We start from the raw sequence: 16476 nt of genomic DNA, 5'->3' as shown, positions 1-16476 counted from the left end.
TACTTTTTATGGAATCTATTTGGTTTTTCGATGATGTAAATCTTTTTAAAGTTTTATGCCCTCACAAGTTTAAGGCTTACAAATCAAATCATGATTTTGATGCTTACAAAAAGAAAGATTATATCTATTTTGAAGAAGATTCGGCAAATAAGGTATACCTAATTGAAAAAGGTAAAGTTAAAATCGGCTATTATAGCGAAAGCGGCGAAGAGATTGTAAAGGCTATATTATGCCGTGGAGAACTATTTGGTGAGAAAGCTATTTTAGGTGAATCGAAACGGGATGAATTTGCGCAATCTATTGATAATACCACTTCAATTTGTCCTATAGGCGTAGATACAATGCATGATTTAATGCGTAATAATCAAACCTTTAGCTTCAAGGTTTATAAATTTATTGGATTTAAATTTAAAAAATTAGAAAGACGTCTTCAGTTATTGCTATTCAAGGATACTAAAACAAGATTACTAGAGTTTTTAGAAGAATTATGTAACGACTACGGTTATGATTGTGAAAAAACGGGAGATAAAGTGATTCATCATCCTTATACACAAAAAGATATTGCCTCATTAATTGGTACTTCAAGACCAACACTAAATATTCTTTTAAACGAATTAAAAGAAGAAAAAGTTATTGAATTTAGCAGAAAAGAAATAAGAATTCATGAAAAAAGTGCCTAATGTTAGATAGCTAACATTTTATAGAAATGGCTTGGTATACTTTTGAAGTATAATTAAAATACTTAAAAAAAATACCATGATTAAAAAAATGTTTTTGGCAATAATAGCCTTAGGAGTTTTCGCTACTTCATGTAGTGATGATGATGATAATGGAACTACAAATTCTAATTTAACTTTAGAGTTAAGCGGACTAGAAGAACTAGGAAGTGATTATGTTTATGAAGGATGGATAATTGTAAACGGAGCACCCGTATCTACAGGAACGTTTTCTTCAGTTACATTTCCACAAACGTTCTCAGTTAATTCTGCTCAACTAGAGGAAGCTACAACGTTTGTATTATCTATTGAGCCTGCAAATGACCCAGATCCAGCACCAGCAGATACTAAAATGTTAGTTGGTGATTTTTCTGGAAACACAGCAAATGTAAACTCTGATATTGTAGGAGATTTTAGTAATGCTTCTGGTAAGTTCTTTTTAAGATCTCCTACAGATGAAGTTGATCCAGGTAATCCTAACAATATGAATGATGAATATGGGGTTTGGTTTGGGACCCCAGGAACGCCTCCAACACCAAATTTTGTGTTGCCTACATTATCAGAAGGTTGGGCTTATGAAGGCTGGGTAGTTGGAGAAACAGGACCAATAACTACAGGAAGGTTTACTGATTTTGATGGAAGAGATGATTTTAATATGTTTAGCGGAGATGAGTTTAAAATGGGACCTCCAATTCCTGGAGAAGATTTCTTTTTAAATGCACCAGCGGGAGAAACATTTCCTTTAGATGTTAGAGGACGTACAGTTGTAATTTCTGTAGAGCCAGTTCCAGATAATTCACCAGCTCCTTTTTCAATGAAGCCATTATTAGGAAAAGCAGGTCAAGAAACCGCACCTGCAACACATAACTTTGATCAGAATTTAGGGACTTTGCCTTGGGGTAAAGTGACTAGATAAGATTATAAGTTTATTTTGTTAGATTTAAGGCATAGTTTCAATATTGAAACTATGCCTTATTAATTTTATGCTATGAAATTTTCAAAAAACAGAATAAAGAATATTATATTTTTTGTATTAATAGGTTTATTGCTTGTACCACAAACCCGACTACCTATTCAGGTTTTATTGCATAAAAGTTTAGCGCTTTTTGGTCCTTCAACAGTTAATGAATCTGAACAAAATATTTTACATGATTATACTTGGAAACTGAAAGCTAATAATGGAATCATTCTTGATTTTGAAAACACCAAAGGAAAAGTTGTTTTAGTAAATTTTTGGGCTACTTGGTGTCCGCCTTGTATTGCAGAAATGCCTAGTATGCAAAAACTTTATATAGATTATAAAGATAAAATTGAATTTGTTTTTGTTTCAAATGAGGAATTTTCAGTGATTAATAGATTTATCAATAAAAATGAATATGATTTTAAAGTTTACAATTCAATTACAAGATATCCAGATGTTTTTGATGTGACTAGCATACCCAGAACTTTTTTAATAGATAAATCTGGTAAAATTGTTATTGATAAAACAGGTGCTGCTAATTGGAATAGTGATTCCGTTAGGAATACTATTGATGATTTATTACACTAGTTTTTTTAGTTCCTATCAAATCCATAATAAATAAATTTAGAAGAATAAGTGAGAAAGCATAAACGGCATCTTCAATGGGAATGGTGAATAATCTAATATTCAAGTTTTCTGAGTTATTATACCAAACGACTTCGTGCTCTATAAAACTTCCTGTTAATATACCATTCACAATAAAAAATGGAATTAGCATCACAAGAAATGTTAGATAGAAACTACATAACAATTCCGAGTTTATATGTATTACAAAAGTGATTAATAGAGCAGCTAATGAGAAGTTAATGACACTATACCATTTGTTGTAATTAGCAAAAGCGAGTACAATACATATTAAAATAAATAAATAGCTAATAATTTTTGTGTTCTCTTTTGATAGTTTCAAATTAGGAAAATAATAAAGTAAGGCGTAGTGTGTAAAAACGCAAGCATAAGGAATGCATATAAAAAACAACCATTCTTCAATAGGTAAGTGAAATAGTTTTATTCCTAAAAAATAAGTGTCATTAAAACCCCAAATACCTTGTTTTGTGAAAATAATATCCCAAGGAATGAAAAGTAGCATGCTAATTAATATTCCTGTAAATAGGGGTTTCCAGAGTCTGTAAAATTTTAATTTAGGATGAAAACTGAAAATAAAAGGAATAATTAAGGAACCTAAGTTTAGTAACAGATATAAATAGTTCATCTGTTTATTTCTTGAAATATTTAAACGGAACAAATAACATTCCGAAGCATTCACCATCTTCTTTACCTAAGTGTTTGTGATGCATTTTATGTGCACGCCTTACGCCTTTGGCATACCAATTATTGGCATTTCTAAAAATCTTAAAACGTTGATGAATAAAAATATCATGTACTAAAAAGTAAGACAGACCGTAAACAAAAATGCCTAAGCCAATAGGTAAACCTGCCCAAAAGCTAGTGTATTTCCAGAGTAAAAAGAAGCCTATACTTACAACTGCGTAAAATATAAAAAAGGCATCATTACGCTCAAACCAGCTGTCGTGATCTTTGTGATGATGATCTTTGTGTAAACTCCATAAGATACCATGCATGATGTACTTATGAGTAAACCACGCCATAAATTCCATGAAACAATAAGTTCCTAGAAATATAAGTATCCAATACAGTGTTTGCATCACTTAAAATTTACATTAAATTTAATTGATATTTTACATAACTCCTTGCTAAAAGTTCAATTTTTTTTGGGTTTGAAACCCGTATTCTAGAATCTTTTATTTTTAATGCAGGTGTTTTTTTGAGTTTTTTAAGAAGTTGACTATAATATCTATAAGCCATAAAAACACCAAACTTGGCTTCAATTGGCAGTTTTTTAATACCACTTAAACCTTTTTCAAAATCTTTTTCAATATCATCAATAATGTCTTGTTTTGACGATTCATCAAGATTTTCAATATCTGTATTAGGGAAGTAAGTTCTATCTAAACCTTCAAAATCAGCTTTCAAATCTCTAAGGAAGTTGACTTTTTGAAACGCAGAGCCTAATGCCATGGCTGTATCTTTAAGTTCATTATACTTCGTATTATCTCCTTTTACAAAAACTTTTAAACACATTAATCCAACAACATCAGCAGAACCATAAATGTAGGCTTTATATTCTTCTTCAGTCAAGTATTTAGTTTTATGTAAATCTAATCGCATACTTTTCATAAAAGCGTCAACAAGAGATTTGTCTATATCATATCTGTGAAATGTATGCTGAAATGAGTTAAGAATGGGGTTAAGACTTATTTTGTTTTTTAGAGCATGCTCTAAATCATCTGAAAACTTGTTGAATAATTCCTCTTTGTTATAGTCATGGAACGAATCTACAATTTCATCAGCAAATCGAACAAAACCATAAATATTGTATATATCACTACGTATAGATTTGTATAGCATTTTTGTAGCTAACGAAAAAGACGTACTATACGTTTTGGTTACTAGCTTACTGCTGTTGTAAGAAACGGTATCAAATAATGCCTTCATACTAAAATGCTATGGTGTTTTGTTATTAAATCGGCTACTAATTTTCCAGATATTAAGGATGGTGGAACACCAGGACCAGGAACCGTTAATTGACCAGTAAAAAATAAATTTTCTACTTTTTTGCTCTTAATCTTGGGTCTTAAAAAAGCGGTTTGTAATAAAGTATTTGCCATTCCATAGGCATTTCCTTTATACGAGTTGTAATCTTTTATAAAGTCGTTTAAACAAAAGCTCTCCTTAAATATAATGGCATCCTTTACACTTTGAGAGGTTAAATTTTCAAAGCGGTCTATAATTTTATTGAAATAAATAGCTCTTAATTCAGGGGTGTCTTTTAATCCAGGGGCAAGGGGGATTAAAAATATACCAGCTTCTTTTCCTTTTGGGGCAGCATTATCGTCTGTTATACTTGGGAAACTAGCATAAAACAATGGGTTTTCTGGCCATTTAGGAGTGTCATAAATAGCTTCTGCATGCACATCAAAATCAACATCAAAAAATAATGTGTGATGATTTACATTTTTTAGTTTCTTGTTAAAACCAACATAAAAGAGGAGTGAAGAAGGGGCAAAAGTTTTTTTCTCCCAGTATTTTTCTGAATATTGTCTGAGAGGTTTGTCTAATAGTGTTTCTGTATGATAATAATCAGCACCACTAACAACAATATCTGAATAGTAGTTTTTGCCGTTTGAAACTAAACCTTTAGCTTCTCCATTTTTTACAATAATTTTTTCAACTGGTGAGTTTATATTAATAGTTACTCCAAGTTCTTTAGCTAAACTTTCCATAGCTAAAATTACTTGATACATGCCTTTTTTAGGATGAAAGGTGCCAAGACCAAAATCTGCATAATTCATGAAGCTATAGAATGAAGGCGTATCACTAGGTTTTGCGCCTAAAAACAACACAGGGAATTCAAGAATTTTTACTAATCTATCGTTTTTAAATTCGTTTCTAACATCTTTTTTAATGGTACTAAAAAACTGATTTATTTTCTTTATTGTCGCAGGCGTAATTAATTCTAAAGGAGATACTCCTGGATTATAAACCAAATCCTTTATGGCGATATCGTAATTGTTTTTAGCTTTATTAATAAACTTTTTAAGCTTCATAGAACTTCCAGGTTCTTCTACTTCAAAAGCTTTGATGATTTTTTCTAAAGTATCTTCTATAGTTATAAAATCATCTTTACCAAAGTAAACACTATAAGCAGGGTTTAATTTTTCTAAAGTGTAATAATCAGATGGCTTTTTGTTAAAATCTGAAAAAAAACGTTCAAAAACATCAGGCATCCAATACCAGGTAGGACCAATATCAAATGTAAATCCATCTTTAGTTAACTGTCTTGCTCGCCCTCCAATAGTTGTGTTTTTTTCGAATATTGTAACCTCATATCCCGATTTTGCTAAGTAGCAAGAAGCAGCAAGAGAAGAAAAGCCTGAGCCTATTATATGTATAGTTGATTTCATATTGTTTAACAAATATAGTTAAAAGTTAAACAAAAATGAAATATTTATAAATCTTTAACTAAATTTTCAATAGAATTATAGATAGAAACTTTTTCTGGAGTATTTTCTAATTCAAAATCAGTAAATCTTTTTCCTAATAACATCAGTTTTGTGTTATCCTTTTGTAGTAGAAGATCGTTAAAATTGTTTATGTAATTTGGAACATCTTTTGTTTCTGGATAAACTGTAAAGTAAGATATAAATGTAATTTCGTTGAAGAATTCAAGTAGATCTGATAGACTTTCCATAGGAACACTCTCTCCTAAAAATATAGTATGATAGCCTTTACTTCTGAGTTGATAATTTATAAAAAGTAATCCTATATCATGAATTTCATTTTCGGGTAAAAACAAAACAAATGTTTTTGATACTGGTTTGGGCTCTAAAAGCTGAAGTCTTTCTGTATTTAATAGTATTTTTTGTTTGATATGAACAGATAAAAAATGCTCATGAGCTGGTGTAATGGTGTTGGTTTGCCAAAGCAAGCCTATTTCATTTAGTAATGGTAAGAAAACTGAATAAAATATTTCGCTAAAAGTCTTGTTTTCTAAAAGGTTATTGTATGTGCTGTAAAATAAAACCTGATCAAAATTAACCATGGCCATTTTTAGAGCATTTATAGCATGATCTTCAACTTTGGCTCTAGAAGCTATTTCTCTAACTTTTATAGGAATTTGATCTTCATCTAGATTAGCAATTTTAGAAATTTTTAATCCGTTATTATTTAAATACGAGATATTTAAAAGTTTCTGAAAACTTGTTAAACTGTAATTTCTAATATTAGTATCTGACCTATTTGGAGTAAGTAAATTATATCTTTTTTCCCAAATACGTATGGTATGTGCTTTAATACCAGTAAGGTTTTCTAAGTCCTTAATACTAAAGTTTACTTTAATATTGTTCATTAAAAAGTAATTTTTCTTAAACAAAAATAAGCATTTTTACTATACGAACAATAAAAAAAAATTTATAAAGCATATTTCTTTTAGTTATACTTTGATTTTTTATGTAAAAAAATGATATCGCTTAGCTTTTGAAATTAACAAATGATTTATATTTAAAACTTATAATGTTTTAAATAATTTATATTGAAATTTTCAAATAAATCATCGTTATTCTTCATCTTAATAGTATTTTTTTTCTCTTGTAAACAAAAAGAATCGAAGTATATAAGTGATTCTGATATAGAAAAAGATGTTTTCGCATCTACTAATTTAATCCCTGATAATCATTTTTTAGGAGATCAAAAATGCAAAGAATGTCATGTTTCCGAGTTTAAATCTTGGCAAGGGTCTCATCATGATAAAGCAATGCAAATCGCATTAGATACTACGGTTCTTGGAAATTTCAATAACGTCAAATTTGCAAGTCAAGGCATTACATCACTTTTTTACAAAAAGGATAGCGAATATTATGTTAATACCGAAGGAAGGGATGGTAAGTATCATGATTATAAAATTGAATATACCTTTGGAGTTACGCCATTGCAGCAGTATATAGTTAAGTTTCCTGATGGGCATTACCAATGTTTAAGAACAGCATGGGATGTAGAAAAAAAGAAGTGGTTTGATTTATACCCAGATTTTAAGGTAGTGCATTCGGAGTGGTTACATTGGTCAAGAGGCGGGTTGAATTGGAATAATATGTGTGCCGATTGTCACTCAACTAATGTTAGGAAAAATTATAATTTAGAATCGCATAGTTATAATACAAAGTCTGCTATAATAAATGTAAGCTGTGAAGCATGTCATGGTCCAGGTAAGACACATGTTGAACTAGCTAATCGTGATGGAGAAAGGTATAAACCTCAAGGGGATTTAAAAATGATTCCCGGTATTTCTTCAAAAGCATTAGTTGATGCGTGCGCTAGATGTCATGTTAGACGAGAACAGTTTTCAGAATTTTATAATTTTGAAGGTACTTTTTTAGATCATTATTTTCCACAGTTAATCACAGATAACTTATATCACCCAGATGGGCAAATATTAGATGAGGTATATGTTTATGGTTCATTCCTTCAGAGTAAAATGTATCAAAACAATGTAAGTTGTACTAATTGCCATAACCCACATTCTTTAAAACTAAGATTTGAAGGTAACAAGTTATGTATTCAGTGTCATGATACCAATGTTTACGACCAAACATCTCATCATTTTCATCAAGCTAACTCAGAGGGAGCAAAGTGCATAAATTGTCACATGTCTGGTAAAGTTTATATGGGGAACGATTACCGCAGAGACCATAGTTTTAGAATACCAAGACCAGATTTGAGTATAAAATATAATACCCCCAACGCATGTATTCATTGTCATACGGATAAAGATGATACTTGGGCTTGGGAACATTTTAAAAAAAATTATGGAACTCCTAAGTCAAAACATTTTTCCGAGTTATTGGCTCCTGGTTTAGTAGGAGACCCTCATGGTTTAGAGAAGTTAATGGAATTATCAAAAGACACCATTTATCCAGAAATAGCTAGAGCATCTGGAGTAAGTGCTATGGGGAATTATTTAAATGATGAGGTTATTAATAATATGTTAGCATTTTTAAACGATGACTCGCCTTTGGTGAGGGGTGCTGTTATTGATGTTTTAAATAATTCTAATTTTAATGATTATGCTAATTATTTTTTACCACTTCTAGCAGATGAAAAACGATCAATTAGAGTTAAAGCATTTATGGCAATAGCATCATTAAATGAACTTCAAATACCTGATGAATATAAAGGCGCATACAAAAAAGTTAAAAAAGAGTTTGAAACTCAGTTAAGTGTTACAGGAGATTTTTCAGCAGGAAGAGCAAAAAAAGCATTGTATTATTTTAAAAAGGGAGATATTTATAATGCTATCATCTGGTATGAAAAAGCTTTAGAGATAGATAATTTAAATAATGTAGTTAGAACAAACTTAGCTAATTTGTATTATCAAAATCAGGATTATGCAAAAGCTGAAGAAGCCTTTAAGACGATTATTAGGCAAGAGCCAAATTTTGGGCAAACGTATTATTCGTATTCGTTATTATTAGCAGAACGTAATAGGGTAGAGGACGCTATTGAACAAATGCATTTAGCTATTAAATACATGCCAGATAATATTCGGTTTTATTATAATTTAAGCTTGTTGTATGATAAAGTAAATAATTTTAAAAAAGCCGAAGATGTTGCTAAAAAAGGCCTTAAGCTTGATGCTAGAAATGAAAGTTTACTGTATGTATTGGCTTATCTCTATCAAAAAGAAGGAGAAATAGAGAACGCTAAAAATATCTCATCTCAGCTTGTTGAATTATATCCTAATAATGTTCAGTATCAAACGATGTTTAACAATTTGAATGCTTTAAAGTAAGGTGTATTTTAAGTGCACACGAGAAGATTCGAACTTCCACATCCTAAAACGGATACTGGCCCCTCAAGCCAGCGCGTCTACCAATTCCGCCACGTGCGCATTAAATGAGGTAAGTAAAAATAAAAAAAGTTAAGCAATAACGCTTAACTTTTTTTGTGACCGGGCTGGGGCTCGAACCCAGGACCCTCTCCTTAAAAGGGAGATGCTCTACCAACTGAGCTACCAGGTCATTAATTAAAAATGCTAACACATTGTTGTTAGCGGGTGCAAATATAAAATGTTTAATTAATAAAACAATATTTTTTTTGAAGAAATTTTCGTTTTTTTGCAGCACTTAATCGTATGTTTTTAATAATCAATTTGTAGCATAAAAATGATATTAGTTTTAATTGGGTATATGGCTTCTGGTAAGTCGAGTATTGGAAAAAAATTGGCTAAAAAATTGAATTATAACTTTATAGATTTAGATGATTTTATTGAAGAAAAGGAAGATGCGACTGTAACAGAAATTTTTGAATCAAAAGGTGAAATATATTTCAGAAAAAAAGAATCTTTTTATTTGAAAGAATTATTAAATATTAAAAACAAGACTATACTATCTGTAGGAGGAGGTACACCATGTTACGGAGATAACATGAGCCATATTTTTAATGCTGAAAATGCTAAAAGCATCTATTTAAAAGCGACAATTCCAACTTTAGTAAAAAAACTTATTGAGAAAAAGGCAAAACGACCTTTGATTGCTCACATTGAAACTGAAGAAGCTATGGCAGAATTTATAGGAAAGCACTTATTTGAACGCGTACCTTTCTATAATGAAGCGGAAATAAAAGTTTCTGTTGATAATAAAACTAAAGATGAAATTGTAGAAGATATTATTTGTGAATTATTCTAAAACAGCTTCAAAGTTTTTGCCTTCTAAGAATACATTAACATGTTCATGAAGTGAGGTTGACAAAGAAATTCCTTTAAAATCGGCTTTTACAGGATACTTTTTATGGTTTCTATTTACCAATACAGCGGTTTTAAACTGTTTTAGCGGTACATCTAGAAAATGTTTAACTCCATAAATTAAAGTCGTTCCAGAGTTTAAAACATCGTCTACCAAAACCAAAGATTTATTTTCGTATTCAGAAGATGGAATAGACGTTTTTATTTCAGACCAAGGATTTTTTTTATCAATACTAACTTTACAAAGTATTGGTGTTATATCAGATATTTTTGAAAGCGCCACTTTTAATTTTTTTGCCAATATATAGCCGTTGCTATCAATACCCGCCAGAATTATATCTTTTTCATTTACATTGTTTTCATATATTTGAAAAGCAATGCGCCTTATTTTATGGGTAATTTCATTATGATTTAGAATCACATTGTTTTTAGCTGTCATCTATCATTAATATTTAGGTGAAATAAAATTACTCATTTTTATCAGTAAAATCATCAATATCTCTTCTATCTTTTTTTGTTGGTCGCCCAACGCCTTTTTTTCTATAATAATCTTTGGCGTATTTTAGTAATGCTTGAGCTTCAAAAGCGTCTTTTGGGGTAGTGTCAATTCTATAAATATCTACTAATTTAGCACCAATTCTACTTTCTGGTATGTCGTTAACTGTTAGTTTGTATTGTATTTGGTTTTTCCTTAACTCAATTTTATCTAGCGGATAAACCTCTCTACTAGGCTTAACAATTTCATCATTAACTCGAACTTGCCCTTTTTTACAAGCAGTAGTTGCAAGGGTTCTTGTTTTATAATACCTGATACACCATAAATACTTGTCTACGCGCATATTATTATTGTAAAAACTACGTTAATGTTCTTGTGCAAAATTATATTAAAATTGTATCTTGCGCCTCAAAAATAACAATAATGAAAATAGGAAAGGTTAGTTTATTTATTTTATGTTTTGTACTTATTTTTTCTTCTTGTAAAAAAGATGATGGTGGGGTTGATCCAATTGTAGTTGAGCTAAGAGATAGAACAGAGCAACAGATAGAAGATTTAGCTACACTTGAAGAATATTTAGCAACTCATTATTTCAACTCAGGAGATTTTGTTGGTAATTCTAATCCACGTTTAGCAGATATAGTTATTAAAGAACTTGCTGAAGGAGAAACTGGTCCACCAGCAGACCATACAATGTTAAATGTAGCGGTTGGTGATCCTATTTCTGTTGTTTTTGCAGATACAGACTATCAATATTACCTTTTAAATTTGAATCAAGGAGGAGGTATTGAATCTCCTACTTTTGCTGATAATGTACGCTTGAGTTACGAAGGGTTTTTGTTAGATGGAAGCATTTTTGATAGTGCTGTAACCCCAGTTGATTTTGATTTAGTAGGGCTTATTCCTGGATGGAGAAAAGTTATACCACAATTTAATGTTTCTGAATCATTTATGGAATTAGGAGATGGTTCTATAGATTATGTAAATAATGGTCTAGGTGTTATGTTTTTACCGTCTGGTTTAGCATATTTTTCAAGTGGCCCTGGAATAATTGGTTCCTACACACCAATTATATTTAAGTTTGAGTTATTCCAAATGTTTGAAAATGATCATGATGGTGATGGTATTCCTTCATATATGGAAGATTTAAATGGAGATGGTGAGTTTACTTTAAATTCTGATGTCGATACTTTTGATGGAGATGATACTGATGATGATACATTCCCAAATTATTTTGATGCAGATGATGATGGTGATGGTGTGCCAACAATAAATGAAGATATTAACGATGATGGGGATCCAACAAATGATGACACTAATCAAAATGGAATTCCTAATTATTTAGATCCAGAAGAAACGGAATCTAATTAATCTAGACTATAGTATTCAAATATTTTTAAGAACTTAATAAGTAGTTCCACTTAAGGTTTTTACGTTTGTCTAAACGTGAAATAGTTTTTAGAAATACCATAGCGGTTATTAATGCATCACCAGTAGCAGTATGCCTATCTACTTTTGGTACATTTAATTCTTTGCATAAGTCATCTAGAGAGTGATGCTTTAAGTTTTCTTGATAAATAATATGTTTCGATTTTTTAAATAAAACACCTGTGTCTATAAATTTGTTTTTTAATTTACCAAGACCGTTTCTTTGCATCATTTTATTCATCATAGTTCTATCAAAATTAGCATGATGAGCAATTAGAACATCATTTTTTATATAGGATAAAAAAATCTTAATAGCTTCCAATTCATTTACCTTATTTAATGCACCATGTTTAATTAAACCATGAATTTTAACTGTTTCTGGATTAAATATGTCTTGTTTAATATATAATTCAAGACTATTATTTACATGAATAGATTTGCCAATAAAAGAAACTGCACCTATAGATAATACACGATCTTTATCAAAATTAAACCCTGTGGTTTCAGTATCAAAAGCAACAAAACGCGTACTTTGTATTCGACCTCTTTTTTTCTTTTTAAAAAGATCTAAGTATTCTAGATAGAAACTGGGATAATGCTTCTTTTTTTTATGTAACCATTTTTCAAGCATCTACATAAAATTTTTTAAATCGAATCGTACTTTTAAAGTTTCTTGGATATCCTGAATGGGTTTAAAACAGCGTTTTAGTTTTAGTTTTTCTTCTTTAGTGAGACTTTCTAATTCAATAAATTTTCCAGAATTATTATTTTGAAAACCTTGTTTAGTTTTAAACTTGGATAAAGCTTTAAAAGCATACGAACATGATTCGTATAATTCTTTGTTTTTTGGGTCTATTTCGGCTAATCGTTCATAACGCTCAGAAGTGTTATTAATGCCTTTAAGTTGCTTGCTTAATACAAGTAACCTTGCAGCATCAATTAATGGCATTAAAGCTCTGCTTTTTATATTAAATAAATCTTTTTTATCTCCGTTTTGCTCTACTAGAAACTGTTTAAAAAAACCAAGTGGTGTAGGGTTTTTTATAGCGTCAAGACCTAGAAAATTAAAGAATAAAGAAGAGTTTTCTAGATTTTTGTATATGGTATTTGTTAATTCGTCAACTAATTTTTCATTCCCATAAATTCTACTATAATCAAAAAAGATTGAAGACAATAAAATAGCTTTTTCATCAGGGTTTGTAATCCAATTTTCAAACTGAGCTTTCCATTCTGTAATAGACTTGCACCATTCTGGATTGCTAGCCATCATATCGGCTTCGCAATATTCAAAACCAATTTTGTTTAGTGCTTTTGTAATTAGCCTTGCTAATTCTAAAAAATATGCTTGAGTTTCTTCATAACTAGATTCTGGAACATCTTCAAAAATAAGTGCATTATCTTGATCTGTAAATAACAATTGCTCTTTTCTTCCTTGGCTACCAAGTGCTAACCAAGAAAATGCAACAGGAGGCGGTGTTAGCATTTTTTTTAATGATAATTCAATAGCTCTTACGGTAACGGCATCATTAATTTGTGATATAATTGTTATAATATGTGATAACGGAATATTTTGTTCTAAATAACTTTTTAATAAAGTATTGGCCTTTAATCTTGCTGTACGTAATTTTTTAGTGCGTTTAGCTCTTTTAATTTCTTTTAAAATTACTGATGGATTATTACCTAAGGTGACTAAAATATCATGATGCGATAGTACACCCACAAGTTTAGAGTTTACTGTTCCGTCTTTGGTTATACATAAATGCCCAATATTATGCTTTATCATTTGTAGTTGCCCATCGGCTACTGTTAGTCCTTTTTTGTTAGTAATAACTGGCGAACTCATAATATTTTTAACATTGGTTTCTATGGGGAATAACCCTGTAGCAATTTTATTTTTTATATCACTATTGGTAATAATACCAACTGGCTTTTTTGTGTCATCTACAACAATAATACAACCAATTTTATGTGAAGACATTTGTATAGCGGCATCTTTTAACTTTGAGCTTATATGGCAAACAATTGGTGACTTTGTGTAATTTGCAGTTTGAAAATTTGTGATGTCTTGAGAATTGCTGGGTAAATAATCGACAAAAATTTCCTTGTTTTCTTTTGAGGTATAAGAATCGTATGCATTTGTTGCAAAAGCAGTAATTAAGTATTTATAAACAGCACTATTATTTTCTACAGCTTCTTGAAACGCTACAATAGGTATAGCATAAACTATGGACTCTTCATTGGCTTTGGCTGTTAACTTATAATTTTCTTGTGCAATAAGTGGTCTTACTCCAAAAATATCTCCAACATCACTTATTGTTACAATTTCATCAACTCTTTTGTTTTGATGAAATAAACCAATTGCTCCATCTCTAACCATATAAAAATGTTCATTAAAAGTGTCATTTGCTTTAAATAACGAGTCTCCTTTTTCTAAATAAATAATAACAACTTCTTCTGCTATTTCGAGAAGTTTCTTTTGCTTTAATAGATTAAAAGGAGGGTGGTTTTTAAGGAAATCTCTAACACGTTCGGCAATAGAATTTTTCATATATTTAATTAATACTATACTATATTAATGTAACAGTTATTTATAAATAAGTTAGGCTAAAAATAATGATTATTATGAATAGAACTGCATAATTAATACGCTATTTAAAATGTATAATTTTTTATAATAGACCTAAATAGATTAATTATTCATTATTTTAGATATCTAAACGACTTAACGGAAATAATGAAAAAATCAGAAATTACTACTTCAGAATATCACAAATATTATAGTGCTTATTTAGCTCAAATTGATGATAAAACAGAGTTGCTAGAAGGCTATTTATCTGGATTGAATGTGATTTTAAATTTTTTTCAATCAATCCCAAGTGATATACTAATCTATAGATATGCTGAAGGTAAATGGAGCGTTAAAGAAATTTTTCAGCATTTAATTGATGCAGAACGAGTATTTACACATCGTTGTTTTCGTATTGCGAGGCATGATAAAACGTCGCTAGCTGGGTTTGATGAAAACGATTATATAGAACCATCTGGAGCCAACGATAAATCGATAGAGACTTTAATAGAGGAATTTGAAGCTGTAAGGCAAAATTCTATAGTCATGTTAAAGAATTTTAAAGCTAACGATTTAAATTTTGTTGGTAATGCCAATGGCTCATCCCTTTCGGCAAGAGCATCAGCCTTTATTAACTTAGGCCATTATATGTGGCATATAAAGATTGTTAAGGAACGGTACCTTTAAGTATTAAAAGAAACTTTTTTCTTTTTTAAGAAAACAAATACCAACACAGACAATATCCCAAAGAGTGAAAACCCGATAAATAGCGGTAATACAGAAGTACTAACAAAGCCGCCTATATAGTTAGCAATTGGAACTGCCATTACTGTAGAGATAAAACCATTTATTGCAGCACCTATACCTGCAATATGCCCTAAAGGTTGCATTGCTAAAGCTCTTAAATTTCCAAATAAAAACCCTACAGCAAAAAACTGTAACGCAAAAAAACTAAGCAAAACATAAATGCTTGGGTTGTTTCCAGAGAAAAAAATTAAAACATACAATACCGATATAATTGTATAGGCTATTGCTGCATAGTAGGCTATTCGCCACATACCAAACTTAACTACAAACCTACTGTTTAAAAAAGTAGCTAACCCAACCGAGATAGCTAAACTTGCAAAAATATAAGGAAACATGTGACCTAGATTGTATTGCTCTTGAAAAATTTGTTGCGATGTACTTAAATAAACCATAAACGAGCCAGTAATAAAACCAGAAACAAACGTAAATGCAACTGCTTCTTTATATTTAAAAAACTCTTTTGTGCCATCTATAAAAAGATGTGATGAAAATTTAATTCTGTTTTTAATAGCTAAAGTTTCGGGTTGCCTTAGCCAAAACCAAACCATTATTATAACACCAAAAATTAGATTAACATAAAAAATAGATTTCCAATCAAAAAAAGTAATTAAAAACTGACCTAAGGTTGGAGCGATTACTGGTACCAGAATAAAAAACATAACTACTATAGAAACTATTTTAGCCATGTAATCCCCACTATAAGAATCTCTTATCATAGATAGAGCTAAGCTTCTTGGGGAAGATAAACCAATGCCTTGAAGTACACGACCCACGATCATCATTTCAAAACTCTCGGTAGTAACACAAATAACACTAGCAATAATAAAAACAATAAAACCTATATATACAATTGGTTTTCTTCCAAAGCTATCAGATAAAGGGCCAAAAACCAGTTGACCGAACCCTAGCCCTAAAAAAATCATAGTAATGAGTAATTGATTATCATTCGCATTTGTAACCTTTAAATAAGTACCAATGTTAGGTAGCGCAGGCAATAACGCATCTATTGAAAGTGCCACAATAGACATTAATGATGCCATAAGAGCAACGAATTCTAACTTAAAAGTCTTTTGATTTTGCATTCATCAAAAGTAAGTTATATAAGCGTATCAAAAATCTAATAACCAT

The 16476-nt window shown here is 30.4% G+C and carries 17 protein-coding genes and 2 tRNA genes; 7 read left to right on the top strand and 12 right to left on the bottom strand.

From position 1 onward, the window contains the following. The first annotated feature begins 8 nt into the window (after window positions 1–8). From Q0739_RS00685 to Q0739_RS00675, 3 genes are all read left to right on the top strand, one after another. A complete protein-coding gene (locus Q0739_RS00685) occupies window positions 9–680 on the top strand; it encodes a Crp/Fnr family transcriptional regulator (RefSeq protein WP_298236769.1) in 672 nt (223 codons plus the stop codon). Window positions 681–756: 76 nt separating this feature from the next. Next, the gene (locus Q0739_RS00680) at window positions 757–1632 is read left to right on the top strand and encodes an anti-sigma factor (protein ID WP_298236768.1); all 876 of its coding nucleotides are present in this window, start codon (window positions 757–759) and stop codon (window positions 1630–1632) included. Between the two features lie 72 nt (window positions 1633–1704). Beyond that, window positions 1705–2265: a TlpA disulfide reductase family protein gene (locus Q0739_RS00675; protein ID WP_298236767.1), complete on the top strand. Its 561-nt coding sequence runs from the start codon at window positions 1705–1707 to the stop codon at window positions 2263–2265. On the opposite strand, the gene Q0739_RS00670 is transcribed toward Q0739_RS00675, so the two are convergent. The 5 genes from Q0739_RS00670 to Q0739_RS00650 are packed head-to-tail and all read right to left on the bottom strand — an operon-like array spanning window position 2243 to window position 6664. Continuing rightward, complete coding sequence (locus Q0739_RS00670) at window positions 2243–2947, bottom strand: lycopene cyclase domain-containing protein (RefSeq protein ID WP_298236766.1); 705 nt, start codon at window positions 2945–2947, stop codon at window positions 2243–2245. The genes Q0739_RS00675 and Q0739_RS00670 overlap by 23 nt on opposite strands. Window positions 2948–2951: 4 nt before the next feature. Further along, complete coding sequence (locus Q0739_RS00665) at window positions 2952–3401, bottom strand: sterol desaturase family protein (RefSeq protein WP_298236765.1); 450 nt, start codon at window positions 3399–3401, stop codon at window positions 2952–2954. Window positions 3402–3411: 10 nt separating this feature from the next. Next, on the bottom strand, window positions 3412–4251 hold the full coding sequence (locus tag Q0739_RS00660) for a phytoene/squalene synthase family protein (RefSeq protein ID WP_298236764.1): 840 nt from the start codon (window positions 4249–4251) through the stop codon (window positions 3412–3414). After that, a complete protein-coding gene (gene crtI, locus Q0739_RS00655; RefSeq protein ID WP_298236763.1) occupies window positions 4248–5720 on the bottom strand; it encodes a phytoene desaturase family protein in 1473 nt (490 codons plus the stop codon). Before crtI ends, Q0739_RS00660 begins: the two co-directional genes overlap by 4 nt. 44 nt (window positions 5721–5764) lie before the next feature. Beyond that, window positions 5765–6664 carry a MerR family transcriptional regulator gene (locus Q0739_RS00650; protein WP_298236762.1) on the bottom strand — a complete coding sequence of 300 codons (900 nt, stop codon included), beginning with the start codon at window positions 6662–6664 and terminating at the stop codon, window positions 5765–5767. A gap of 183 nt (window positions 6665–6847) precedes the next feature. Here Q0739_RS00650 and Q0739_RS00645 point away from each other — a divergent pair, with 183 nt between their 5' ends. Beyond that, complete coding sequence (locus Q0739_RS00645) at window positions 6848–9100, top strand: tetratricopeptide repeat protein (RefSeq protein WP_298236761.1); 2253 nt, start codon at window positions 6848–6850, stop codon at window positions 9098–9100. 13 nt (window positions 9101–9113) lie between these two features. On the opposite strand, the gene Q0739_RS00640 is transcribed toward Q0739_RS00645, so the two are convergent. Continuing rightward, window positions 9114–9199: transfer RNA gene (locus Q0739_RS00640), tRNA-Leu, on the bottom strand. Between the two features lie 57 nt (window positions 9200–9256). Then, window positions 9257–9329: transfer RNA gene (locus tag Q0739_RS00635), tRNA-Lys, on the bottom strand. Window positions 9330–9473: 144 nt separating this feature from the next. Between Q0739_RS00635 and Q0739_RS00630 the strand changes: the two genes are divergently transcribed. Continuing rightward, entirely contained in the window at window positions 9474–9995 is a 522-nt protein-coding gene (locus Q0739_RS00630) for a shikimate kinase (protein ID WP_298236760.1), read from the top strand. Here Q0739_RS00630 and Q0739_RS00625 read toward each other — a convergent pair. Next, window positions 9987–10490 carry a phosphoribosyltransferase family protein gene (locus Q0739_RS00625; protein ID WP_298236759.1) on the bottom strand — a complete coding sequence of 168 codons (504 nt, stop codon included), beginning with the start codon at window positions 10488–10490 and terminating at the stop codon, window positions 9987–9989. The genes Q0739_RS00630 and Q0739_RS00625 overlap by 9 nt on opposite strands. Before the next feature lie 28 nt (window positions 10491–10518). After that, window positions 10519–10890 (bottom strand): S4 domain-containing protein, encoded by a 372-nt coding sequence (locus Q0739_RS00620; RefSeq protein ID WP_298236758.1) that lies wholly within the window; start codon window positions 10888–10890, stop codon window positions 10519–10521. 80 nt (window positions 10891–10970) lie between these two features. On the opposite strand from Q0739_RS00620, the gene Q0739_RS00615 reads away from it, so the two are divergent. Beyond that, window positions 10971–11918, top strand: a complete 948-nt coding sequence (locus Q0739_RS00615; protein WP_298236757.1) for a hypothetical protein — start codon at window positions 10971–10973, stop codon at window positions 11916–11918. Between the two features lie 25 nt (window positions 11919–11943). Here the strand turns inward: Q0739_RS00615 and Q0739_RS00610 are convergent, their stop codons facing one another. Beyond that, window positions 11944–12606, bottom strand: a complete 663-nt coding sequence (locus tag Q0739_RS00610) for a 3'-5' exonuclease (protein ID WP_298236756.1) — start codon at window positions 12604–12606, stop codon at window positions 11944–11946. Then, window positions 12607–14523: a DUF294 nucleotidyltransferase-like domain-containing protein gene (locus tag Q0739_RS00605; protein WP_298236755.1), complete on the bottom strand. Its 1917-nt coding sequence runs from the start codon at window positions 14521–14523 to the stop codon at window positions 12607–12609. A 186-nt stretch (window positions 14524–14709) separates the two neighbouring features. On the opposite strand from Q0739_RS00605, the gene Q0739_RS00600 reads away from it, so the two are divergent. Next, on the top strand, window positions 14710–15228 hold the full coding sequence (locus Q0739_RS00600; RefSeq protein WP_298236754.1) for a DinB family protein: 519 nt from the start codon (window positions 14710–14712) through the stop codon (window positions 15226–15228). On the opposite strand, the gene Q0739_RS00595 is transcribed toward Q0739_RS00600, so the two are convergent. After that, complete coding sequence (locus Q0739_RS00595; protein WP_298236753.1) at window positions 15225–16430, bottom strand: multidrug effflux MFS transporter; 1206 nt, start codon at window positions 16428–16430, stop codon at window positions 15225–15227. The genes Q0739_RS00600 and Q0739_RS00595 overlap by 4 nt on opposite strands. Window positions 16431–16476: the final 46 nt, after the last annotated feature.

Source organism: uncultured Algibacter sp. (assembly GCF_947487605.1).
Classification (GTDB): Bacteria; Bacteroidota; Bacteroidia; order Flavobacteriales; family Flavobacteriaceae; genus Algibacter_D.
The sequence above is the reverse complement of the archived record's forward strand: the minus strand, read 5'-3'. Positions and strand labels throughout refer to the sequence as shown.

Coding starts and splice junctions, on each gene's coding strand:
- Q0739_RS00685 (WP_298236769.1), top strand. CDS start 9: ATGGAATCTATTTGGTTTTTCGATGATGTAAATCTTTTTAAAGTTTTA.
- Q0739_RS00680 (WP_298236768.1), top strand. CDS start 757: ATGATTAAAAAAATGTTTTTGGCAATAATAGCCTTAGGAGTTTTCGCT.
- Q0739_RS00675 (WP_298236767.1), top strand. CDS start 1,705: ATGAAATTTTCAAAAAACAGAATAAAGAATATTATATTTTTTGTATTA.
- Q0739_RS00670 (WP_298236766.1), bottom strand. CDS start 2,947: ATGAACTATTTATATCTGTTACTAAACTTAGGTTCCTTAATTATTCCT.
- Q0739_RS00665 (WP_298236765.1), bottom strand. CDS start 3,401: ATGCAAACACTGTATTGGATACTTATATTTCTAGGAACTTATTGTTTC.
- Q0739_RS00660 (WP_298236764.1), bottom strand. CDS start 4,251: ATGAAGGCATTATTTGATACCGTTTCTTACAACAGCAGTAAGCTAGTA.
- crtI (WP_298236763.1), bottom strand. CDS start 5,720: ATGAAATCAACTATACATATAATAGGCTCAGGCTTTTCTTCTCTTGCT.
- Q0739_RS00650 (WP_298236762.1), bottom strand. CDS start 6,664: ATGAACAATATTAAAGTAAACTTTAGTATTAAGGACTTAGAAAACCTT.
- Q0739_RS00630 (WP_298236760.1), top strand. CDS start 9,474: ATGATATTAGTTTTAATTGGGTATATGGCTTCTGGTAAGTCGAGTATT.
- Q0739_RS00625 (WP_298236759.1), bottom strand. CDS start 10,490: ATGACAGCTAAAAACAATGTGATTCTAAATCATAATGAAATTACCCAT.
- Q0739_RS00620 (WP_298236758.1), bottom strand. CDS start 10,890: ATGCGCGTAGACAAGTATTTATGGTGTATCAGGTATTATAAAACAAGA.
- Q0739_RS00615 (WP_298236757.1), top strand. CDS start 10,971: ATGAAAATAGGAAAGGTTAGTTTATTTATTTTATGTTTTGTACTTATT.
- Q0739_RS00610 (WP_298236756.1), bottom strand. CDS start 12,606: ATGCTTGAAAAATGGTTACATAAAAAAAAGAAGCATTATCCCAGTTTC.
- Q0739_RS00605 (WP_298236755.1), bottom strand. CDS start 14,523: ATGAAAAATTCTATTGCCGAACGTGTTAGAGATTTCCTTAAAAACCAC.
- Q0739_RS00600 (WP_298236754.1), top strand. CDS start 14,710: ATGAAAAAATCAGAAATTACTACTTCAGAATATCACAAATATTATAGT.
- Q0739_RS00595 (WP_298236753.1), bottom strand. CDS start 16,430: ATGCAAAATCAAAAGACTTTTAAGTTAGAATTCGTTGCTCTTATGGCA.